This window comes from Amycolatopsis sp. 2-15, from assembly GCF_030285625.1.
In the GTDB taxonomy this organism is placed as follows: Bacteria; Actinomycetota; Actinomycetes; order Mycobacteriales; family Pseudonocardiaceae; genus Amycolatopsis; species Amycolatopsis carbonis.
Genome location: NZ_CP127294.1, coordinates 3,384,943 through 3,405,661 on the forward strand (window position 1 = coordinate 3,384,943; position 20,719 = coordinate 3,405,661).

A 20,719-nucleotide genomic window follows, 5' to 3' on the forward strand; every position below is an offset into this window, starting at 1 on the left:
CAGCGTGTGCAGGCACCCCGGTCACCGCCACCGCCACCAGGCCGTACCAGGGCGCCCCGCGGTCAGCCGGCCCAGTACCCCGACACGAAACGCAGGAAGATCAGCGCGCCGATCGTCGTGTTCGCGTACAGCACGCCGTAGACCACGCCGCGCAGCTTCGGCCGGCGTTCGGCGAACAGCACCAGCGACAGGTACATCACCAGGCACGGCAGCAGGTAGCGGTGTACCGACACCACGTTGTTGTTGATCGTCAGCATCACGATCGACGCGATGCCGAACACCGCGAGCGGGATTCCCTTGGCGCGCAAGGCGATGAAGATGTACACAGAGGACACCAGCAGCAGCACCAGCCCGATGGTCGGCAGCACGTGGCTCATCAGCGTCCACCCGTCCATCGGGATGTCGCCGAGCAGGGCGTGGGCCGTCAGCTTCGCCTCGGTCCAGCCGGTGGCGAAGATGTTCGGGTTGAACTTGTGGTACGACCAGGTCGCCACGCCCTTGAGCGCGTTGAAGCTCGCCATGGCGCTGCCGGTCTGGATCTTCATGTACAGCATGTGCGCGCCGAGGCCGAGGAACGCGGCGGGGAACCACAGCAGCCGCCAGTTCAGCAGGCCGCGCACCTGCCAGTCCTTCGAGCGCCAGAACTCCAGGAAGCACAGGCCCACGAACACGGCTGCGGTGATCCGCGAGGCGGTGAGCGGGATCAGGCACAGGCCCATCCACAGCCACTGGCGCCGCAGCGCGAACAGGTAGGCCCAGAAGCCCAGCGCGCAGAAGACCGCCTCGCTGTAGAACGAGTGCAGGAAGAACGCCGTGGGCGCGGTGAGGAACGCGGCGACCACGAGCCACTGGGCGCGGGCGCCGGTGAAGTAGAAGCGGGCGATCTTGAGCAGCGCCGTGGTCGCGAGCCACGTCGCGACTACGTTCACCAGGAAGCCCGCGACGAGGATCCCGATCAGGTGGAAGCTGATCGTCTGCACGAGCCACACGCAGATCGGGAACACCGGGTAGAACGCGCGCAGCGGCACGTAGCTGCTGGTGTAGGCGTGCTGCGCGATGTCGCCGTAGTTGCCGGCGTCCCAGCGGTAGGTGTGCGCGAGCAGGCTCCACGTCGAGCCGATGCCCGTCTTCGGCACGCCCTCGCTCACCGGGGACGACGGCCCGAACAGCCACGCCACCGCGATCAGCACCACGTTCCACGCGAGCACCACGGCCAGCACGCGGGCGAAGTCGCCTGTGAGCCAGCGCGGCACGCGCGAGGCAGCGACGGGCTGCTTCGGCTCGTCCTCGGAGCTGAGCTCCTCGGCGGTCACCGTGGCGGTCATACCGTGCCTCCCGGCGGTTCGGTGGCGGCAACCGGGACCGCGGTCCGCTGCCGGAAGACGACCTTTTGGTAGAGCACGTAGTTCCACACCAGACCCACGGCGATGCCGGCGAACTTCGGCACGAGCACGGTCACGTGGGGCAGCAGCGACCCGACCGCGAAGATCACCGCGGCCTGCACCACCCACAGCCCGAACGCGGTGCTGGCGAAGAACAGCACCACCTGCTTGCGGACGTCGCCGTCCTGGGCGCGGAAGGTGAAGTTGCGGTTGAGCACGAAGCTCAGCAGCATGCCCGCGGTCGTCGAGCACAGGTTCGCGACGAACAGGGGCAGCCCGACGCTGGAGTACAACAACGCGAAGCCGACCGCGTCGACGAGCGTGTTGGCGATGCCTACCACACCGAAGCGGATCTGCTGCGCGGTGAGGAGCTTCATCAGGCCCTGCTCTCCGCCTGGACACGGTCGACGGTGTCGACCGTGTCCACTGTGTCCACGCCGCGCCCGGCCGGGTTCGAGGGGACGCGAGCGTCGGAGGCGAGACCCGTCCGCACCGAGGCGACGCCGTAGAGCGGCCGGTTCTGCACCTGCGAGTACGTGCGGCCGATGTAGCTGCCGAGCACGCCGAGCATGATGATCTGGATGCCGCCGAGGAAGAACATCGCGATCGTGATGAACGCCCAGCCGGGCACCGCGGTCGACGGCGCGAACAGCTTCACGCCGATCACGTAGAGCACGCCGACGAAGCTGAGCGCGGAGATCAGGTAGCCGAGGCGGCTGATCATGCGCAGCGGCGTGACGGAGAAACCGAGGATGCCGTCGGCGGCGAAGCGCAGCATCTTGCGCAGCGGGTAACCGGTGACACCCGCGTGGCGCTTGTCGCGGTCGAACAGCACCGCGGTCTGGCGGAACCCGATGTAGGAGACCAGGCCGCGCAGGAAGCGGTCGCGCTCGCGGTACTTGCGCAGCTCGTCCACGACCTTGCGGTCGATCAGCCGGAAGTCGCCGGTGTTCTTGGGGATGTCGACGGCCGCCATCTTGCGCAGGAACCAGTAGAACGCGCCGGCGGTGAACTTCTTGAACGCGCTGTCCTGCCGGGAGCGGCGCTGCGCGTAGACGACGTCGTAGCCCTCTTCCCACCGCTCGATCAGCTCGAGCGCGACGCGCGGCGGGTCCTGCAGGTCGCTGTCCATGATGATCGTCGCGTCGGCGTCGACCAGGTCGAGGCCCGCGGTCACGGCCATCTGGTGCCCGAAGTTGCGCGCGAGCTCGATCACGGTCACCCGCTCGTCGCGCCGGGACAACTCGGTGAGCTTCTCCAGCGACGTGTCGCGGCTGCCGTCGTCGATGTAGAGGAAGCTGAAGTCGTAGCGGTCGGCCAGGGGAGCGGTGACCTCGGCGACCGTGCGGTGCAGGAGGTCGATGTTCCCCTCTTCGTTGTAGATCGGGAACACGAACGCGATCCGGCGTCGCTGGGGCAGCGTGAGAGGACTCGTCGGCACTGGGGCTCCGGCTGTTCGGAGAAGCGGGCGAACGGCCATGATCCGCGGCCCGGGGAACATCGGCATCTTAGGAGATCTCAGGTAAAGGGGTTCCGGCACCCGCGTCGCCCGCTCCTGGTCACAGGCCCCGGCCGGCCTTCGCGGCCCGGCGCCACCGGTGCGGGCCGCCGGGTGGATACGCTGGACACCAGGCTCGACGACGTGAAGGACGACTTGTGAATCGGCAGCCGCTGCGCCTGGCCATCATGGAGGCCACCCGGATCCTCACCGAGGCGGGCGTGGAGTCGCCGCGGACGGACGCGGACCTGATCGCCGCGCACGTGCTCGGGGTCGATCGCGGGCGGTTGCCGATGGTGCCGCTGGTCGACCCGCCGGTGATCGAGGCGATCGGGCAGCTGGTGGCGCAGCGCGCGAAGCGGATCCCGCTGCAGTACCTCACCGGGTGGGCCGCGCTGGGCAACATCACGGTGAACGTGGGCCCCGGCGTGTTCGTGCCGCGGCCGGAGACCGAGCTGCTGCTGGACTGGGGCCTGAAGTTCCTCCACGGCCGCGAGTTCCCCGTGGTGGTCGACCTGTGCACCGGGTCCGCCGCGCTGGCCCTGGCGCTGGCGCACGAGCGGCCGGACGCGGTCGTATACGCCGTGGACGTCGACCCGCAGGCGCTCGCCTGGGCCCGGCACAACGCCGACGTGCACTCCGACGCCGGAGACACCCCCGTGCGCCTCTACTCGGGTGACATCGGCGACCCGACGATGTTCGCCGAGCTCGACGGCCTCGTCGACCTGGTGCTTTGCAACCCGCCGTACGTCCCCGAAGGCACGCCCGTGCCCCCGGAGGTCGCCGAGCACGACCCGGCACGCGCGGTGTTCGCCGAGGAGAGCGGCCTGGCGGTGATCCGCCACGCCATCGCGGCCGGCGCCCGCCTGCTGCGTCCCGGCGGCGGCCTGGCCATCGAGCATGACGACACCCACGGGTCGGCCGTCCCGGCGCTCGTGCGGGCCCGCCGCGTGCTCACGGCCGTCGAGGACCACCCCGACTTCACAGGCCGGGCCCGCTACGTCACGGCCCGCCGCTTGGGCTGAAGCCGTGCGGTTCGCCGTAGTCTCTCGCGCATGGCCTGCCGGATCACCGAACTCGTCATCGACTGCGCCGACCCCCAGCGCCTGGGGGACTTCTGGTGCGAGGTCCTCGGTTACGTCGAACTCGGCTGGGACGGCGCCGACCTGGAGATCGGCCCGCCCGGCGGCTTCGGCGGGCCGCTGCCGACCCTCGTGCTCAGCCGCAGCGACGAGCCCAAGCGCGGGAAACTGCCGCTGCACCTCGACGTCAACCCCACCGACCGCGACCAGGACGCGGAGCTCGAACGCCTGCTGGCTGCCGGCGCGCGCCCAGCCGACGTCGGGCAGACGGGCGAGGAGTCCTGGCACGTGCTGGCCGACCCGGAGGGCAACGAGTTCTGCCTGCTCCGCCGCCGGGTCGACGCGGTGGACAGCCCCGGCGCCGCCGACTGATCCGGCCTGGAGCGACTGCCCCGAAGCCCGCCCGGCTCGTCCCCGTCTGCCGTTCGAACGACACATTCGGCCGGTACGCCACCTCTGTCCGACTTTCGTCGTGAGGCAATGGGGCGGATTTCGTTCGCAACCCTAACGATCCGCGGTCGACTGAATACCGTCGATCTTCGGGCCCGCCCGCCCCGGGGCGGCCCGATCGTGAAGGGGAGTGTGGATGAGACCCTCCTGGATCCCTGTCCGGCGCACGACGCGGCGCGTCTCGAAGGTGGCCGCGGTCGTCGCGGCCGTCGCGTTGCTGCCCGGGCTGGCGGCCGGCACGGCGAACGCCGACACGTTCACCCGCGGCTGGCCCGTGCCGCTGGACTCCGCGCACTGGGCCGACCAAGCGGCCATGACGTGGAACGACTACCGCAAGGTCCCCGGCACGAACTGGGCCGACCCGTCGCGGAAGCCCACCGAGCGCACCTTCAAGGGCGCCGTCGTGCTCGCGGACTACCCGGACGAGGACTTCGTGGTCACGAAGCCGCCGCACTCGACCGTGTTCGGCAACCCCGGCCCGTCGGCGAGCAACCTCGCCCGCGAGAACGTGGCGCAGTACTACCAGGACTTCCTCAACAAGCCCGAGACCCTCAACCACGGCCACACCATCAACGAGTACTGGATGGAGGACTCCGGCGGCCGCTTCGGCGTGGACCTCACCGCGTTCGGGCCCTACCGCATGCCGGGCAAGTCCTTCGAGTACGGCATGGAGTTCCAGGACAACGCGTGCCCGCAGGGCTCGACGTGCGACCGCGACCTGCGCACCGACGCGCGCGCCGCGTGGAAGGCCGACGTCGGCGCGCTGGCCGACCAGTTCGACTTCGTCTTCTTCCTCTCCGCGGGCCAGGACGAGAGCTCGACGTGGCAGGAGTTCGGCGAGATGAAGTTCGGCAGCCAGGACGCGGTGCCGGACGAGTTCGGCCCGCCCGGCGACGAGAGCCTGCCCAACTGGGCCGACACCCGCTACGTCCCGTGGACGTCGTGGGCCTCGGCGTCGAGCATCTGGCCCAACGCGCAGAACGGCTCCTCCACGCAGGCCGAATCGTCCGGCCAGGGCACCTACGCCCACGAGTTCAGCCACATCCTGGGCATCGGCGACAACTACAACAACCCGTTCGGTGTCCCGCCGCAGCGCGCGTACACCGGCCCGTGGGAGATGCTTTCGCGCGGCAGCTTCAACGGCCCCGGCGGCCCGCACACGCGCTGGCAGATCCCGGCCACCGAGGGCGGCTCGATGGGCGCGCACCACATGCTGCGCAACAAGCTCAAGCTCGGCATCGTCGACCCCGCCGACGTGCTGCAGCTCGACCGCGACCAGCTCGCCGAGACCGGTCCCGTCACGGCTCGGATCACCGCGCGGGAAGCGGCGCCGGAACCGGGCTCGTACACCGGGCTGAACATCGCGTTGCCGGGCGGCGACAAGTCCCCGAAGTGTGACCGCAACACCGACCCGCTGTGCGACGGCGGCGGTTACGACAACTACACGCTCGAGGTCGTCGACCGGATGGGCTCGGACTCCTTCGCGCCCGACTCCGGCGTGCTGCTGGCCAAGACCAAGAACAAGGACGCGGCGCCGTTCGAGTGGGTCGTCGACGCGAACCCGCAGGACATCGGCCTCACCGACTACGTGAAGCCGGACGGCACGCCGGTGAAGATCACCGTCGGCGACTACCGGCAGCTCAACGATGCGGCGTTCAAGGCCGGCACGGGCTCCTCGGGCGCCTACGAGTACACCGACGAGGCCAACCGGCTGCACTTCCTGGTCACCGACCTCGCACGGGACCACTCTTCTCAGGGGCACAGCGGCGTGCTGTCGTACACGGTCACCGTCGCCTCGCTCGACGGTTCGGGCCCGCAGGTGCGCGGCGCGCACCTGCGGCCGGCGCTGCCCGCGTTCACCAAGGGCGGGCTCGCCACGTGCGACTTCCGGCTGCTCAACACCGGCTCCGCGCGCGGGGCCAAGGCACCGTACGACAGCGACACCTACCGGCTGAGCGCGAGCACCGACGCGAAGGGCTGGGAGGTCCGGCTGCCCAACGAGCTGGCGACGGCGAAGTTCGGGCAGACCGCCCAGATCGCCGCCTATGCGAAACGGGCACCGGGCGCGCCGTACACGGCGCGGGTCAAGCTCACCGCCACGTCGGTGAGCGATCCGGCGAAGACGAGCACCACCACCTGCACGGCCATCGGGTTCTGACCCCGCGTCCCCGGCACCTGACCACCGCATTCGGGTGCCGGGGACGAGGGCTAGGCTTCGCGGCATGAGTGCGGTGTACGACTGCAGCAAGCGCGAATCCCGGGCCGAAGGGCTGGCCGCCGCGGCGTCGGCGGTGAGGTCGAGCCGGCTGGTGGTCCTCCCGACCGACACCGTCTACGGCATCGGTGCCGACGCCTTCGACGCGGGCGCCGTGCAGGCGTTGCTGCGCGCGAAGAACCGCGGCCCGGACATGCCCGTGGGCGTGCTCGTCGGTTCGTGGTCCACAGTGGACGGTCTCGTCCTCGGCCTGCCGCCGCAGGCGCGGGCGCTCGTGGAGGCGTTCTGGCCGGGCGACCTGTCGATCGTGCTCCCGCACGCGCCGAGCCTGCAGTGGGACCTCGGGCAGTCACGCGGCACCGTGATGCTGCGGATGCCGCTGCACCCGGTGGCGCTGGAGCTGCTGCGCGACGTCGGCCCGATGGCCGTGTCGAGCGCCAACGTCTCCGGCCGCCCGCCCGCGTCCACCGCGGCCGAGGCGCAGGACCAGCTGGGCGACTCGGTGTCGGTGTACCTCGACGGTGGTTCGAGCGGCGAGGCCGTGGCGTCGTCGATCGTGGACCTCACGGGCGAGAATCCGGTGGTGCTGCGCGAAGGCGCGGTCACGCGCGCGGCGATCGCCGAGGTCATGGGCGTGCCCATCGAGTCGCTCGCCTGAGCGGTCCACAGTGGCCCTCGCGCGGGAGGCTCCGTTGACGAGTGCCCGATCCGGTCGCGGTAGCGTGACGCGGTGACTCGGACCCTTCGGCAGGCGTGACGCGGTCATGCCCCCTGTGCAAGGACTTCTCCCCATCCGGGAGTACCTCCTCGTCGCGTTGACCGCGACGGCGGTGACCTACCTGCTCACCGGCGTGGTCCGCCGCGTCGCGATCCGCATCGGCGCGATCGCCAACCCGCGCGCCCGTGACGTCCACGTGACGCCGATCCCGCGCATGGGCGGCGTCGGCATCTACCTGGGCGTGGCCGCGGCGATGGGCCTGGCGCACCAGCTGCCCGCGCTGAGCCACGGGTTCGACGCCTCGCTCGACTCCGTCGGCGTGCTGCTGGCGGCCGGGGTCATCTCGCTCATCGGCGCGCTGGACGACCGGTTCGAGCTCGACGCGTGGACGAAGCTCGCCGGCCAGGTCATGTGCGCGGGGATCCTCGTGCTGTTCGGCGTGCAGTGGGTGTCGTTCTGGGTGCCGTGGGGCGGCACCGGCGACTCGTTCGGTTCGGTGCTCGTACTGGACAAGAACCAGGGCGCGCTGCTGACCGTCGTGATGGTCGTGGTGATGGTCAACGCGATGAACTTCGTCGACGGCCTCGACGGCCTCGCAGGCGGCCTCGGCTTCATCGCCGCGACGGCGACGTGCGCCTTCTCGCTGGGCCTGCTCGACAGCACCGGCGGCGACTTCGGCACCTACCCGCCGGCCCTGATCGCCGCGACGCTGGCGGGTGCCTGTCTGGGCTTCCTGCCGTACAACTTCCAACCCGCCAAGATATTCATGGGCGACTCCGGCTCCATGATGATCGGCCTCATGCTCGCCGGCGCGACCACGTCCGCGAGCGGCCGCGTCAGCTACACGCGCTTCTCGGCTTCCGACGCGCTCGCCCTGCTGTCGCCCTTGGTCGTGGTCGTGGCGGTGCTCTTCGTGCCCGTCCTGGACCTCGTGATGGCCGTCATCCGCCGCACCCGCCGCGGCGAAAGCCCCTTCGCGGCCGACAAGATGCACCTCCACCACCGGCTGCTCGAGATCGGCCATTCCCAGCGCCGCGCCGTCCTGCTCATCTACTTGTGGGCCGGCATCCTGGCGTTCGGCGCGGTGTCCGTGACGCTGTTCGACGACACGGCCGTGTTCTGGGTCATCGGGGCGGGTCTGGTGGCGGCTGTGCTGGTGTCGCTGGTGCCCAGGTTGAGGGCGCGACACCGAGCGGGCTGACGTCCTCGCGAGTTCGTTTCGCTTTCAGTAAAGGCTCCCCGATCGGGTGAAAGCCGGTGAAGTGTTGACCATGATCACTTTCGGCGGCTAATCTTCGACCCGAGGGTTTGAGGGGGACTGGGGAGTCCAAGGGGTGCCTTTTCGGCGCGCCTTCGGCGTGTTTTGGCCTTTCTCTTTTTGCCTCCTTTCGGTTGTCGAATGGGGAGGGAAATCGAAATGAAGAACGTGTCCAAGGCTGCGCTGGGTCTGCTTGCTGCCGGCGCGATGATGACGGCTGTTCCCGGCGTCGGCTCCGCGGCCACGTCGGAGCCGACGAAGCCGGTGACGAACCTGAGGAACGGGATCGTTTCCTACGTGTCCTCCGATGGTCGCGGCTGTGGGGCGACCGTGGCGGGCTGGGACCGCTACTATCACCACTGCACGAACGACGGACGGCCGATCCAGGTCCTGGCGCGATTCGTGTTCGTCGGCAACACCATGCGTGTGTCGGCCCGGGCCAGACGGTGACGGTCAAGGTCACCAGGACGTACAGCATGGACTGGAACGGTCAGACGTGCACCAATCCGGGTCAAACGTGGGCGGCTTGATTTCGGGTCGCCGGGAATTGTCGTGAATCGGTGATCGAAGTGGACCTTCGGGAAAAAATCTCGCCGGAAAGCGGCCGAATTCGATGGTGCTTGCCCCGGGTTCGCGTTTTCGCGAACCCGGGGCAGGTCGCGTCCACCGGAAGTGGCAGGTTGGGGGCTTGGCCCGCCGCTCACCAGGTTCTCTACACTCGATGTCGAACCGAGTAGGGAGCCCAGCTGTGAGCGAAACCGAAACCTCGACCGACGCGACGGAGAACCCGCACGCCAAGGTGGTGCTGCAGGCCGCTCGCGCGATGACGAAGGCTTCGCTGCTGGTCACACCGCCGGCGTTGCTCGTGTGCATCGTGGTGTTCAGCATCGTGTTCGGCCTGCCCGGATTTCTCGGGTCGCTGGTCGGCGCGGTGCTCGCGATGGTGGCGATGCTGTCGACGCTGGGGCTGATGCGCTTCAGCGCGGGCCAGGACCCGATGTTCGTCATGGTGATCGCGCTCGGTGGGTATGTGGTCAAGGTCGTGCTGCTGTTCGGCGCGCTCACGCTGCTCAAGGGTGTGACCGCGCTGCACCCGTTGTCGCTGGGGCTCACGATGATCGTGGCCATTCTGCTGTCCGCCGCGGCCGAGTTCGCGGCCTTCCGCAAGACCAAGATCCCGACGATCCTCCCGTCCTGACGGGGCGCTCGGGCCCTCGGCTACTGGCAGTGAGAGCGCACTGCGGCAATCGAGTGTGACCTGAAACACGCTGACCGACTTCCGGGTGCTCGCCGCAGTCGGGCGACGCGCTCACCTGTGGTGTTGCGAAACCGGTCGCGCGCGTCCCGGACTTGGGTCCTGGATGGACTCGGGACCTAAGTCCTGAGCTGATCGGTTGGTATGAAGTACGCCTGTACGGCACCGATTGACCTGCTGGTAGGGTCCGCGTCAAGGGTGGCGGCCTCGCCCGCGTACTCCCTCAAACGAACCGCGACCAGCAGTGTGGCGATCCGATGGTTCCGCCTTCTCATCCGCTGGTCCGAAGTGGATTGCAGGGCAGTGCTCACGCGAGACGACCTCAGTGCAGGGCTTGAAAATCATTCACTGCGCGGTGGGTCCGGCCGCCTCCAGCGTGCTCGTGTGCATCGGGTACGTTAAGTCCAGATCGTGACGATTCCCCCGGCGGAGTGAACGCCGGCCGGGAGAACCGGGAGGAGCGCAGTGATCGCGCTGGTACTGACCGAGGGTGCAGTTTTCACGCCCCCTGGTACTGATGCCTTCGAGCTGCCGCCGTTTTTGGGGTCTGGCGAGTGGGCCTTGAACAAACCGAAGTTGCTGGTGATCATCGCTTTGGTCATCGTCGCCGTCTACTTCTTGGTGGCGTCGCGCAAGCTGAAGATCGTGCCGACCAAGGGCCAGTTCATCGCGGAGTCGCTCTATGACTTCAGCCGCAACAACATCACGCGGAGCCAGATCGGCTCGAAAGAGTTCAAGCCGTTCATCCCGCTGGTTCTCGCGTTGTTCACCTTCATCTTGGTGAACAACCTCTTCGGGATCATTCCGTTCTTCCAGTTCCCGACCATGGCGCGGATCGGTTTCCCGCTGGCCATGTCGCTTCTCGTGGTTTACCCGGTGTACCACTACGTGGGCATCAAGAAGTACGGCCTCGGCGGGTACATGAAGAACCAGCTGGCGCCGGCGGGGATCCCGAAGTTCGTGCTTCCGCTCTACGGCCTGATCGAGTTCTTCCAGAAGTTCTTCATCACGCCGATCACGCTGGCCATCCGTGTTTTCGCCGCGATGTTCGCCGGCCACCTGATCATCATCGTGTTCACGCTGGGCGGCACCTTCCTGCTCACGGAGACCTCGAGTTGGGCCCTCAAGCCGGTTTCGCTGCTGGCCTGGGTCTTGGCGATCCTGATGACCTTCCTCGAGGCCTTCATCCAGGTGCTGCAGGCCTACATCTTCGCCCTGCTGTCGGCCGGGTACATCGGCGCCGCGCTCTCCGCGGACCACTGAGAAACGCACAAGCCCCCGATCCGCGTGAGTGCGCGGACCGAAGTGAAGGGAAACGCACGTGAGCAACATCGTTCTGGCCCAGGCTGCCGAGCAGGCTGTCAACATCAACCCCGGCCTCGCCGCCATCGGCTACGGTCTGGGCGCGATCGGCCCGGGCATCGGCATCGGCTTGATCTTCGCCGCGGTCATCAACGGCACCGCTCGTCAGCCGGAGGCCCAGGGCAAGCTGCAGGGCATCGGGTTCTCGACCTTCGTGCTCACCGAGGTTCTGGCGCTGATCGGTATCGTCATCTACTTCATCGCCTCCGCGGCCTGAGTCATCCCACTCTCGCCATCTAAGGAGACGCTGTGCTGAAGACCGAATTGGTGTTGGCGGCCGAGGAGCACGTCAACCCGATCATCCCGGACATCCCGGAGCTGATCCTCGGCATCGTCGCCTTCCTGATCCTGCTGTTCATCCTGAAGAAGTACGTGGTCCCGCGTTTCGAGACTGCGTACGAGGAACGGGCGCAGAAGATCGAAGGCGGCATCGAGAAGGCCGAGAAGGCCCAGGCCGAAGCCGAAGAAGCGCTGGCCGAGTACAAGGCGCAGCTGGCCGAGGCCCGGTCCGAGGCCGCGAAGATCCGCGACGACGCCCGGCTCGAAGCCGAGCAGATCAAGGCGGAGCTGCGGGCCGAGGCCGAGTCCGAGTCCCAGCGGATCGTCGCGCAGGGGCAGGCTCAGCTGCAGGCCCAGAAGGCGCAGATCATCGCCGAGCTGCGGGCCGACATGGGCCGCAACGCGGTGGAGCTGGCGAGCCGCATCGTCGGCGAGTCGCTCGAGGACGAGGTGCGCCGCCGCGGCACGGTCGACCGGTTCCTCGCGGAGCTGGAGACCGCCACCAACGGAGCGGGGAAGTAGACCAGAGATGACGCTGCATGCTGCGAGCCGTGAAGCGCTCGACCTCGCCGAGACCCGTCTCGGCGAGGTTCTGGCCGACGCGGGTACCGACCCCGCGACGGCCGGGGACGAGCTGCTCTCGGTCGTCGACCTCCTTGACCGCGAAATCGGCCTGCGCCGGGCGGTCAGCGACGCTTCGGCCAGCCCGGAGAGCCGCCAGGGCCTCGTCCGCCGCTTGTTCGACGGGAAGCTGAGCGAACCGGCCCTGAAGGTGCTCGACGCCGTGGCGGGCAGCCGCTGGTCAAGCCCTCGCGAGCTGGTGGACGGGATCGAGTCCCTCGGTCGCTCGGCGTTGCTCACCTCCGCCGAGAAGACCGGGAACGTCGAGACCGTCGAGTCCCAGCTGTTCCAGGTCGCGCGGATCGTCTCGGGTTCCTCGGAACTCGAGGCCGCGCTGTCCGACCTGGCCGCTCCCGCCGACGCCAAGCGGACCCTGGTCCGCGGGCTGTTCGCGGACAAGGTCGACGTGGTCACCGAGACCCTCGTCGAGCAGGTCGTGCGCCGCGCCAAGGGGCGCGGGGTCGGCAACGGGCTCGACAAGCTGGTCGCGCTGGCTGCGGAACGGCGTGAGCGTTCGGTCGCATACGTGACCAGCGCCAACGCTCTCACCGAAGAGCAGCAGACCCAGCTCGGGTCGAGGCTCAACGGCATCTACGGGCGGACCCTCGCGCTGCACGTCGAGGTGGACCCCCGGCTGGGCGGCGGGCTCGTCGTCCGCGTCGGCGACGAGGTCATCGACGGCAGCACGGCCGGCCAGCTGGCAGCGGTCCGCCGCAGGCTGAGCCGCGCCTGACGGGTGCGCCCGCACCACAGACTTTGCACACTGGACAGAACAGAAGCGAGAGCGGGAACGAAATGGCGGAGCTGACGATCTCCTCGGACGAGATCCGCAGTGCGATCGAGAACTACGTCTCGAGTTACGCCCCGGATGTGAACCGGGAAGAGGTCGGCGTGGTCGCCGACGCCGGTGACGGTATCGCCCACGTCGAGGGCCTCCCCTCGGCCATGGCCAACGAGCTGCTCGAGTTCCCGGGCGGCGTCCTCGGTGTGGCGCTGAACCTGGACGCCCGTTCGATCGGTGCGGCCATCCTCGGCGACTTCGAGACGATCGAAGAGGGCCAGCAGGTCAAGCGGACCGGCCAGGTCCTGTCCGTGCCGGTCGGCGACGGCTACCTCGGCCGGGTCGTCGACCCGCTGGGCGCGCCCATCGACGGGCTCGGCGAGATCGAGACCACGACCCGGCGTCCGCTGGAGCTCAAGGCCGCCTCGGTGGTCGAGCGTCAGCCGGTGTCCGAGCCGCTGCAGACCGGCATCACCGCCATCGACGCGATGACGCCGATCGGGCGCGGCCAGCGCCAGCTGATCATCGGTGACCGCAAGACGGGCAAGACCGCCGTCGCCGTGGACACGATCATCAACCAGAAGGCCAACTGGGAGACCGGCGACCCGAAGCAGCAGGTCCGCTGCATCTACGTCGCGATCGGCCAGAAGGGCTCGACGATCGCGTCGGTCAAGAAGTCGCTCGAGGACGCGGGCGCGATGGAGTACACGACCATCGTCGCCGCCCCGGCTTCCGACTCGGCCGGCTTCAAGTGGATCGCCCCCTACACCGGCTCGGCCATCGGCCAGCACTGGATGTACGAGGGCAAGCACGTCCTGATCGTGTTCGACGACCTGACCAAGCAGGCCGACGCCTACCGCGCGATCTCGCTGCTGCTGCGCCGCCCGCCGGGCCGCGAGGCGTTCCCCGGCGACGTCTTCTACTTGCACTCCCGTCTCCTCGAGCGGTGCGCCAAGCTGTCGGACGAGCTGGGTGCCGGCTCGCTGACCGGCCTGCCGATCATCGAGACGAAGGCCAACGACGTGTCGGCCTACATCCCGACGAACGTCATTTCGATCACCGACGGTCAGTGCTTCTTCCAGTCGGACCTGTTCAACGCCGGTCAGCGCCCGGCCATCGACGTGGGCATCTCGGTGTCCCGCGTGGGTGGTGCCGCGCAGGTCAAGGCGATGAAGTCGGTCTCCGGCTCGCTCCGCATCGACCTGTCGCAGTACCGCGAGCTGGAGGCGTTCGCCGCCTTCGCCTCGGACCTCGACGACGCCTCGAAGGCGCAGCTCGAGCGTGGCGCGCGCCTGTACGAGGTGCTCAAGCAGCCGCAGTACTCGCCGATCCCGGTCGAGGAGCAGGTCTGCACCGTGTGGCTGGGTACCAACGGCCACTACGACTCGGTCCCGACCGAGGACGTGCGCCGCTTCAACCAGGAGTTCCTGGACTCGGCCCGGCGCAAGCACACCGAGGTCCTCGGCGCGATCCGCGACAGCGGCAAGTTCGAGGACGACACCCGCGACGCGCTTGTGGCCGCGGTCAACGAGTTCAAGAAGGAGTTCACCACCTCCGAGGGCAAGCCCCTCGAGGCGAACGCCGACGCGATGGACGCCGACAAGGTCGGGCAGGAGACCGTCAAGGTCAACAAGCCCGCCCCGAAGAAGTGAGCTGATAGCTCATGGCCGCACAACTCCGGGAACTTCGGTCGCGCATCAAGGCGACCAAGTCGATCGGCAAGATCACGAAGGCGATGGAGCTCATCGCCACCGCGCGCATCACGAAGGCGCGCGCGAAGGTCGCCGCTTCCCGGCCGTACGCGGACGAGATCACCAAGGTGCTCTCGGCGCTGGCCGGTGCGGCGGCGAACCTCGACCATCCGCTCCTGGTCGAGCGCCCCAACCCGAAGCGGGCCGCGGTCCTCGTCGTCACCAGCGACAAAGGCCAGTGCGGTGGGTACAACACCAACGTGCTGAAGGCGACCGAGGAACTCCTCGCCCTGCTCCGTGAGGAGGGCAAGGAGCCCGAGGTCTACGTCACCGGCAACAAGGGCCTGAACTACTACCGGTTCCGGGGCCGCGAGGTCGTCGACAGCTGGACGGGCTTCTCCGACCAGCCGGCGTACACCAACGCGGTCGCGGCGGCGGAGACGCTGGTGGAGTCGTTCCTCGGCGGCACCGACGCGGGCGCGCCGGGCACGCTCGCCGGAGTCGACGAGATCCACATCGTCTACACCGAGTTCGTCTCGATGCTGACGCAGCGCCCGATCGCGAAGCGGGTCGCCCCGCTCGAGGTCGAGTACACCGAGGGTGAGGAGCAGAAGCCCACGGGCGAGCTGCTCCCCAGCTACGAGTTCGAGCCGAGCGCCGACAAGCTGCTGGGTGCGCTGCTGCCGAAGTACATCAACACGCGTCTGTACTCGGCGCTGCTGGAGTCGGCCGCGTCCGAACTGGCAGCCCGCCGCACGGCGATGAAGGCCGCGTCGGACAATGCGAACGATCTGGTGGGCAACCTGACGCGGGAGATGAACCAGGCCCGCCAGGCGCAGATCACCCAGGAGATCTCCGAAATCGTCGGTGGCGCGAACGCGCTCACTGCAGCAGGAAGTGATGATTGATGACCAGTACTGAAACCCCGCGTGCCAAGGGGCGCATCGTGTCGGTGACCGGGCCGGTCGTCGACGTCGAGTTCCCGCGCGGTTCCGTGCCCGACCAGTACAATGCGCTCAAGGTCGAGATCGAGTTCGAGCAGCTGCGCAAAACGGTGACCCTCGAGGTCGCCAGCCACCTGGGCGACAACCTTGTCCGCACCATTTCGCTGCAGCCGCAGGACGGTCTCGTCCGCGGTGCCGAGGTCACCAACACCGGCGGCCCGATCACCGTGCCGGTGGGCGACAAGGTCAAGGGCCACGTCTACAACGCCCTCGGCGAGTGCCTCGACGAGCCCGGCTACGGCGATGACCTCGAGCGCTGGGGCATCCACCGCAACCCGCCGCCCTTCGACCAGCTCGAGGGCAAGACGGAGATGCTGGAGACCGGCCTCAAGGTCGTCGACCTGCTGACCCCGTACGTGCAGGGTGGCAAGATCGGCCTGTTCGGCGGTGCCGGCGTGGGCAAGACGGTGCTCATCAAGGAGATGATCACCCGCGTCGCCCGGAACTTCGGTGGTACCTCGGTGTTCGCCGGTGTCGGCGAGCGCACCCGTGAGGGCAACGACCTCTTCCTGGAGATGTCCGAGGACGGCGTCATCAACGACACCGCCCTCGTGTTCGGCCAGATGGACGAGCCGCCGGGCACGCGTATGCGCGTCGCCCTGTCCGCGCTGACGATGGCGGAGTACTTCCGCGACGTGCAGAACCAGGACGTGCTGCTCTTCATCGACAACATCTTCCGGTTCACCCAGGCCGGTTCCGAGGTGTCGACCCTGCTGGGCCGCATGCCTTCGGCCGTGGGTTACCAGCCGACGCTGGCCGACGAAATGGGTCAGCTGCAGGAGCGGATCACCTCGACGCGTGGTCGTTCGATCACCTCGATGCAGGCGATCTACGTCCCCGCGGACGACTACACCGACCCGGCCCCGGCCGCGACGTTCGCCCACCTGGACGCCACCACCGAGCTTTCGCGTGGTGTCTTCCAGAAGGGCATCTTCCCGGCGGTGGACCCGCTGGCGTCGACGTCGACGATCCTCGACCCGGCCATCGTCGGTGAGGACCACTACCGCGTGGCTTCCGAGGTCATCCGGATCCTGCAGAAGTACAAGGAACTGCAGGACATCATCGCGATTCTCGGTATGGACGAGCTCTCGGAAGAGGACAAGCTCACCGTTCAGCGCGCGCGCCGCATCGAGCGGTTCCTGTCGCAGAACATGCTGGTCGCCGAGGCGTTCACGCAGATCCCGGGCTCGACCGTGCCGCTGGCGGAGACGATCGAGTCGTTCGACCGCATCTCGAAGGGCGACTTCGACCACTACCCGGAGCAGGCGTTCCTGGGTATCGGTGGCCTCGAGGACCTCGAGAAGAAGTACAAGGAAATCACCAAGAAGTGATCTTCTGAGCGCGGCGGGGGCTGGGTCCACTGTGGACACCCGCCCCCGCCGTTCTCGTAACCGAAGCCGGACCTATTACACTCGGTGGTGACACCCCGAGCGAAGGAGTGCTACGTGGCTGAGATGTCCGTGGAGCTGGTGGCCGTGGAGCGCCGGCTCTGGTCGGGTACCGCCACCTTCGTGGTGGCACAGACCACCGAGGGCGAGATCGGCATCATGCCCGGCCACGAGCCGGTGCTGGGCCAGCTCGTCGAGGGTGGCGTGGTGAAGGTGACCACGACCGACGGCGAGATCCTCACCGCCGCCGTGCACGGTGGTTTCCTGTCGGTGACCGCCACCGGGGTGAGCGTGCTCGCCGAGAGCGCCGAGCTTTCCGACGAGATCGACATCGACGCGGCGAAGGCGGCGCTGTCCGCGGACGACGAGGCAGAGCGGACGAGGGCAACAGCCCAGCTCCGCGCAGCCGGTCAGTCGGTCTGATCTGATCGAGCGACGAGCAGGAGCCGGGCCGTGAAGATCGCCATCGTGGTGCTGGGGCTCCTGATCGTGCTCGCCGTGCTGGCGGCCTGGTACGGCCAGCGGTGGATCCGGATGCGCCGCGGCGGTGGCGTGAGCGTCGCGCTGCGGTGGCGTCCGGACAACCCGCGCGCCAGCTGGCACCTCGGGCTCGGGCGCTACGAGGGCGACGAGTTCGTCTGGTACCGCGTGTGGAGCCTGCGCAGCGGCCCGGACCGCGTGTTCCAGCGCGAGAGCATGCAGATCGCCGACCGGCGGGACCCGTCCGGCACGGAGGCGTACGCGGTGCCGGAAGGAGCCACTGTCCTGCGGTGTGAGTCGCCCACGCAGGAGGCGATCGAGATCGCGATGGGGCCCGGTGCGCTCACCGGGTTCCTGTCCTGGCTGGAGTCGGCTCCGCCGGGACGAATGCTGCCGCACGCGTCCTGATCCCTGTTACCAATCCGGCCAAAAGCAGGCGGGAACGGGCCGGACGTTTCTGCGGATGGCGACTATTCCCGCCGTGACTGTGGTCGGATTGGTAACCGATAGCGCGTTACGCTGGGGTGATGGAGCCCGAGGAGCAGGCCGACCGCAAGCGTCGCTGGGCGAAGCTGCCCGAGCACGTGCGGCTCGAGGACATGACCACGGCCCAGGACGTCGAGCCGGGGGCCGATTCGACGTGGGACGTCGACTACGAGCGGTACTGGACCGCTCGGGAGATGCGCTGAGCGCTGCTCAGCCGCCCGGCTTCCACAGCACGTCGCCGTCCGGGTTGGCGAGCCGGCCGAGGATGAACAGCAGGTCGGACAGCCGGTTGAGGTACTTCACGGCGATCGGGTTCGTGGTGTCCGGCTCCGCCTCGACAAGCGCCCACGCCGACCGCTCCGCGCGCCGCGTGACCGTGCGCGCCTGGTGCAGATAGGCCGCGCCCGGCGTACCGCCCGGCAGGATGAACGACGTGAGCTTCGGCAGCCGCTCGTTGAACTCGTCGCACCAGCCCTCCACGCGTTCGAGGTAGGCCTCGGTGATGCGCAGTGGCTCGTACGGGGGATTTTCCTGAATCGGCAGGCACAGGTCGGCGCCGACGTCGAACAGGTCGTTCTGCACACGCCTGAGCACGGTGGCGATCTCATCGCCGAGGGAACCCATCGCGATGGCCAGCCCGATGACGGAATTGGCCTCGTCGGTGTCGGCGTAAGCGCCCAGGCGGGGCGAGGTTTTGGGGATCCGCGAGCCGTCTCCGAGCGCCGTGGTGCCGCTGTCGCCGACCTTGGTGTAGACGCGGTTGATGCGAACGACCATGCACTCGACTCTACCGGCCCCGCGTGTGCCGAAACTGGGCGAGAGGGCATGATTGGCGGCCATGAGCGAGCACTTCGACGTGCACGGCGGGGCACGGCTGGTCGGCGAGGTCGACGTGGTCGGAGCCAAGAACAGCGTGCTGAAGCTGATGGCCGCGGCCCTGCTGGCCGAGGGCACCACCACCATCACGAACTGCCCGCAGATCCTCGACGTGCCTTTGATGGGCGACGTCCTGCGCAGCGTTGGCTGCGAAGTCGACATCGACGGCGACACGGCACGCATCACCACACCCGCCGAGCTGTCGCACCGCGCGGACTCGGCGGCGATGGGCAAGCTGCGCGCGTCCGTCTGTGTGCTCGGGCCGCTGGTCGGGCGGCTCAAGAAGGCCGTGGTCGCGCTGCCCGGCGGTGATGCGATCGGCTCGCGGCCGCTGGACATGCACCAGAACGGCCTGCGCAAGCTCGGCGCCACCAGCACGATCGAGCACGGCTGTGTGGTCGCGAACGCCGAATCCCTCGTCGGCGCCCAGATCTGGCTCGACTTCCCGAGCGTCGGAGCCACCGAGAACATCCTGATGGCCGCCGTGCTGGCCGACGGCACGACCGTGATCGACAACGCCGCGCGCGAGCCCGAGATCGCCGACATCTGCACGATGCTCATCGAGATGGGCGCGAAGATCGAGGGCGCGGGCACGTCGACGCTGACCGTGCACGGCGTGGAGCAGCTGCGCCCGACCGAGCACCGGGTGATCGGCGACCGGATCGTCGGCGCCACCTGGGCGTTCGCCGCGGCGATGACGCGGGGCGACCTGACCGTGCGTGGTGTCAACCCGCACCACCTCGACCTGGTGCTGGACAAGCTGCGGCTCGCGGGCGCGGACGTGACCACGTTCGACGAGAAGGGTTTCCGCGTCGTGCAGCCCGAGCGGCCGAAGGCGGTCGACTGGGTGACGCTGCCCTACCCCGGTTTCGCCACGGACCTGCAGCCGTTCGCGGTCGCCCTTTCGGCTGTGTCCGAGGGCACGTCGATGATCACGGAGAACGTCTACGAAGCCCGGTTCCGCTTCATCGAAGAGATGATCCGGCTTTCCGGCGACGCCCGCACCGACGGCCACCACGCCGTGGTCCGAGGGGTCCAGCAGCTCTCCAGCGCCCCGGTCTGGGCCTCCGACATCCGCGCCGGCGCCGGCCTCGTGCTCGCCGGCCTGTGCGCCGAGGGTGTCACCGAGGTCTGGGACGTCTTCCACATCGACCGCGGTTACCCGCACTTCGTCGAGAACCTCAACCGCCTGGGCGCGCGCATCGAGCGCGTGGCGGGGGAGCCCGAACGCGCGTAGTCAGTCCACGGGCCGGGCGCCGAGCGCGCGGAGCACGTGCTCGGTGACCTGGTCCAGGAAATCAGGGCTCGGGGGCTCCCGGCGCACCACCAGCCGCCAGTAGATCGGCGCTGCGAGCAGGTCCATGGCCAGCTCGACGTCGATGTCGGCCGGGAGCTCACCACGCTGGATCGCGCGCTCGAACAGCGGCCGCGCGGCGTCGCGGCGCGGGCCGCCGATGCGAGACCGTAGGTCGTCGGCCGGCTCGGGGTCGCGGGCGCTCTCGGCGATGAGGTCCGGCAGGATCCGCGCGAACCGTGGGTGCGTGAGCCAGTCGTAGACGGCTTGTATCGATTCGCGCAGGTCACCGCGTAGAGATCCCGTGTCGGACGTCGGCGCGCGGCTCACGCTGAACTCCGAGACCACCGCCGAGATCATCTCGTGCTTCGAGCGCCAGCGGCGGTACAGCGCGCTCTTGCCCACGCCCGCGCGCTTGGCCACGGCTTCCATCGACAGGCGGCCGTAGCCCACCTCCGCGAGCTCGTCGAGCACCGCTTCCGTGATCGCCTGCGTGACGTCGGGCTGCAGCACAGCCGCCCCGGTGGGCGTGCGGCGGGTTGTCATGATCGCATCCTAGCGGGTGGACGGGACGGTACCGTTCCGTGTAGCTTCCCGAC

The 20,719-nt window shown here is 68.6% G+C and carries 23 protein-coding genes; 18 read left to right on the forward strand and 5 right to left on the reverse strand.

Annotated features, from left to right (window positions below):
* Window positions 1-62: 62 nt before the first annotated feature.
* From QRX50_RS16570 to QRX50_RS16580, 3 genes are read right to left on the reverse strand one after another with little or no spacing between them, the layout of a single operon-like run.
* The gene (locus tag QRX50_RS16570; RefSeq protein WP_285972829.1) at window positions 63-1,325 is read right to left on the reverse strand and encodes a hypothetical protein; all 1,263 of its coding nucleotides are present in this window, start codon (window positions 1,323-1,325) and stop codon (window positions 63-65) included.
* Complete coding sequence (locus tag QRX50_RS16575; protein ID WP_285972830.1) at window positions 1,322-1,759, reverse strand: GtrA family protein; 438 nt, start codon at window positions 1,757-1,759, stop codon at window positions 1,322-1,324. Before QRX50_RS16575 ends, QRX50_RS16570 begins: the two co-directional genes overlap by 4 nt.
* Window positions 1,759-2,823: a glycosyltransferase gene (locus QRX50_RS16580; RefSeq protein ID WP_285972831.1), complete on the reverse strand. Its 1,065-nt coding sequence runs from the start codon at window positions 2,821-2,823 to the stop codon at window positions 1,759-1,761. The genes QRX50_RS16575 and QRX50_RS16580 overlap by 1 nt, the downstream gene beginning before the upstream one ends.
* Window positions 2,824-3,038: 215 nt before the next feature.
* Here QRX50_RS16580 and prmC point away from each other — a divergent pair, with 215 nt between their 5' ends.
* The 17 genes from prmC to QRX50_RS16665 all read left to right on the forward strand — a co-directional run bounded on the left by prmC (window position 3,039) and on the right by QRX50_RS16665 (window position 18,153).
* A complete protein-coding gene (prmC, locus tag QRX50_RS16585) occupies window positions 3,039-3,905 on the forward strand; it encodes a peptide chain release factor N(5)-glutamine methyltransferase (protein WP_285972832.1) in 867 nt (288 codons plus the stop codon).
* Window positions 3,906-3,935: 30 nt separating this feature from the next.
* Entirely contained in the window at window positions 3,936-4,334 is a 399-nt protein-coding gene (locus QRX50_RS16590; RefSeq protein WP_285972833.1) for a VOC family protein, read from the forward strand.
* A 214-nt stretch (window positions 4,335-4,548) separates the two neighbouring features.
* Window positions 4,549-6,570, forward strand: a complete 2,022-nt coding sequence (locus QRX50_RS16595) for a M6 family metalloprotease domain-containing protein (RefSeq protein ID WP_285972834.1) — start codon at window positions 4,549-4,551, stop codon at window positions 6,568-6,570.
* A 64-nt stretch (window positions 6,571-6,634) separates the two neighbouring features.
* Complete coding sequence (locus tag QRX50_RS16600; protein WP_285972835.1) at window positions 6,635-7,285, forward strand: L-threonylcarbamoyladenylate synthase; 651 nt, start codon at window positions 6,635-6,637, stop codon at window positions 7,283-7,285.
* 106 nt (window positions 7,286-7,391) lie between these two features.
* Window positions 7,392-8,546, forward strand: a complete 1,155-nt coding sequence (locus QRX50_RS16605) for a glycosyltransferase family 4 protein (protein ID WP_285972836.1) — start codon at window positions 7,392-7,394, stop codon at window positions 8,544-8,546.
* Between the two features lie 216 nt (window positions 8,547-8,762).
* A complete protein-coding gene (locus QRX50_RS16610; RefSeq protein WP_285972837.1) occupies window positions 8,763-9,053 on the forward strand; it encodes a hypothetical protein in 291 nt (96 codons plus the stop codon).
* 298 nt (window positions 9,054-9,351) lie between these two features.
* Complete coding sequence (locus QRX50_RS16615; protein WP_285972838.1) at window positions 9,352-9,801, forward strand: Cg1360 family ATP-synthase-associated protein; 450 nt, start codon at window positions 9,352-9,354, stop codon at window positions 9,799-9,801.
* A 522-nt stretch (window positions 9,802-10,323) separates the two neighbouring features.
* Window positions 10,324-11,121 (forward strand): F0F1 ATP synthase subunit A, encoded by a 798-nt coding sequence (atpB, locus tag QRX50_RS16620; RefSeq protein ID WP_285972839.1) that lies wholly within the window; start codon window positions 10,324-10,326, stop codon window positions 11,119-11,121.
* A 58-nt stretch (window positions 11,122-11,179) separates the two neighbouring features.
* Window positions 11,180-11,437 carry an ATP synthase subunit c family protein gene (locus QRX50_RS16625; protein WP_285972840.1) on the forward strand — a complete coding sequence of 86 codons (258 nt, stop codon included), beginning with the start codon at window positions 11,180-11,182 and terminating at the stop codon, window positions 11,435-11,437.
* A gap of 32 nt (window positions 11,438-11,469) precedes the next feature.
* Window positions 11,470-12,021, forward strand: coding sequence for a F0F1 ATP synthase subunit B (locus tag QRX50_RS16630; RefSeq protein ID WP_285972841.1), 552 nt, complete (start codon window positions 11,470-11,472; stop codon window positions 12,019-12,021).
* A gap of 7 nt (window positions 12,022-12,028) precedes the next feature.
* Window positions 12,029-12,853 carry a F0F1 ATP synthase subunit delta gene (locus QRX50_RS16635; protein ID WP_285972842.1) on the forward strand — a complete coding sequence of 275 codons (825 nt, stop codon included), beginning with the start codon at window positions 12,029-12,031 and terminating at the stop codon, window positions 12,851-12,853.
* Between the two features lie 62 nt (window positions 12,854-12,915).
* Window positions 12,916-14,553, forward strand: coding sequence for a F0F1 ATP synthase subunit alpha (gene atpA, locus QRX50_RS16640; protein WP_285972843.1), 1,638 nt, complete (start codon window positions 12,916-12,918; stop codon window positions 14,551-14,553).
* A gap of 11 nt (window positions 14,554-14,564) precedes the next feature.
* On the forward strand, window positions 14,565-15,500 hold the full coding sequence (locus QRX50_RS16645) for a F0F1 ATP synthase subunit gamma (RefSeq protein ID WP_285972844.1): 936 nt from the start codon (window positions 14,565-14,567) through the stop codon (window positions 15,498-15,500).
* On the forward strand, window positions 15,500-16,927 hold the full coding sequence (gene atpD / locus QRX50_RS16650; protein WP_285972845.1) for a F0F1 ATP synthase subunit beta: 1,428 nt from the start codon (window positions 15,500-15,502) through the stop codon (window positions 16,925-16,927). Before QRX50_RS16645 ends, atpD begins: the two co-directional genes overlap by 1 nt.
* A 114-nt stretch (window positions 16,928-17,041) precedes the next feature.
* Window positions 17,042-17,407, forward strand: coding sequence for a F0F1 ATP synthase subunit epsilon (locus QRX50_RS16655; protein ID WP_285972846.1), 366 nt, complete (start codon window positions 17,042-17,044; stop codon window positions 17,405-17,407).
* 30 nt (window positions 17,408-17,437) lie between these two features.
* The gene (locus tag QRX50_RS16660; protein WP_285972847.1) at window positions 17,438-17,872 is read left to right on the forward strand and encodes a DUF2550 domain-containing protein; all 435 of its coding nucleotides are present in this window, start codon (window positions 17,438-17,440) and stop codon (window positions 17,870-17,872) included.
* Window positions 17,873-17,991: 119 nt separating this feature from the next.
* Complete coding sequence (locus QRX50_RS16665; protein WP_285972848.1) at window positions 17,992-18,153, forward strand: hypothetical protein; 162 nt, start codon at window positions 17,992-17,994, stop codon at window positions 18,151-18,153.
* Window positions 18,154-18,160: 7 nt separating this feature from the next.
* On the opposite strand, the gene QRX50_RS16670 is transcribed toward QRX50_RS16665, so the two are convergent.
* Window positions 18,161-18,727, reverse strand: a complete 567-nt coding sequence (locus QRX50_RS16670) for a cob(I)yrinic acid a,c-diamide adenosyltransferase (RefSeq protein ID WP_285972849.1) — start codon at window positions 18,725-18,727, stop codon at window positions 18,161-18,163.
* A 61-nt stretch (window positions 18,728-18,788) separates the two neighbouring features.
* Here QRX50_RS16670 and murA point away from each other — a divergent pair, with 61 nt between their 5' ends.
* On the forward strand, window positions 18,789-20,063 hold the full coding sequence (murA, locus tag QRX50_RS16675; protein ID WP_285972850.1) for a UDP-N-acetylglucosamine 1-carboxyvinyltransferase: 1,275 nt from the start codon (window positions 18,789-18,791) through the stop codon (window positions 20,061-20,063).
* On the opposite strand, the gene QRX50_RS16680 is transcribed toward murA, so the two are convergent.
* Window positions 20,064-20,666: a TetR/AcrR family transcriptional regulator gene (locus tag QRX50_RS16680; RefSeq protein WP_285972851.1), complete on the reverse strand. Its 603-nt coding sequence runs from the start codon at window positions 20,664-20,666 to the stop codon at window positions 20,064-20,066.
* Window positions 20,667-20,719: the final 53 nt, after the last annotated feature.

Excerpts from the sequence above, each read along its gene's own strand:
- QRX50_RS16570 (WP_285972829.1), bottom strand. The coding sequence starts at position 1,325 with ATGACCGCCACGGTGACCGCCGAGGAGCTCAGCTCCGAGGACGAGCCG.
- QRX50_RS16575 (WP_285972830.1), bottom strand. The coding sequence starts at position 1,759 with ATGAAGCTCCTCACCGCGCAGCAGATCCGCTTCGGTGTGGTAGGCATC.
- QRX50_RS16590 (WP_285972833.1), top strand. The coding sequence starts at position 3,936 with ATGGCCTGCCGGATCACCGAACTCGTCATCGACTGCGCCGACCCCCAG.
- QRX50_RS16595 (WP_285972834.1), top strand. The coding sequence starts at position 4,549 with ATGAGACCCTCCTGGATCCCTGTCCGGCGCACGACGCGGCGCGTCTCG.
- QRX50_RS16600 (WP_285972835.1), top strand. The coding sequence starts at position 6,635 with ATGAGTGCGGTGTACGACTGCAGCAAGCGCGAATCCCGGGCCGAAGGG.
- QRX50_RS16605 (WP_285972836.1), top strand. The coding sequence starts at position 7,392 with ATGCCCCCTGTGCAAGGACTTCTCCCCATCCGGGAGTACCTCCTCGTC.
- QRX50_RS16610 (WP_285972837.1), top strand. The coding sequence starts at position 8,763 with ATGAAGAACGTGTCCAAGGCTGCGCTGGGTCTGCTTGCTGCCGGCGCG.
- QRX50_RS16635 (WP_285972842.1), top strand. The coding sequence starts at position 12,029 with ATGACGCTGCATGCTGCGAGCCGTGAAGCGCTCGACCTCGCCGAGACC.
- atpA (WP_285972843.1), top strand. The coding sequence starts at position 12,916 with ATGGCGGAGCTGACGATCTCCTCGGACGAGATCCGCAGTGCGATCGAG.
- QRX50_RS16645 (WP_285972844.1), top strand. The coding sequence starts at position 14,565 with ATGGCCGCACAACTCCGGGAACTTCGGTCGCGCATCAAGGCGACCAAG.
- atpD (WP_285972845.1), top strand. The coding sequence starts at position 15,500 with ATGACCAGTACTGAAACCCCGCGTGCCAAGGGGCGCATCGTGTCGGTG.
- QRX50_RS16665 (WP_285972848.1), top strand. The coding sequence starts at position 17,992 with ATGGAGCCCGAGGAGCAGGCCGACCGCAAGCGTCGCTGGGCGAAGCTG.
- QRX50_RS16670 (WP_285972849.1), bottom strand. The coding sequence starts at position 18,727 with ATGGTCGTTCGCATCAACCGCGTCTACACCAAGGTCGGCGACAGCGGC.
- murA (WP_285972850.1), top strand. The coding sequence starts at position 18,789 with ATGAGCGAGCACTTCGACGTGCACGGCGGGGCACGGCTGGTCGGCGAG.
- QRX50_RS16680 (WP_285972851.1), bottom strand. The coding sequence starts at position 20,666 with ATGACAACCCGCCGCACGCCCACCGGGGCGGCTGTGCTGCAGCCCGAC.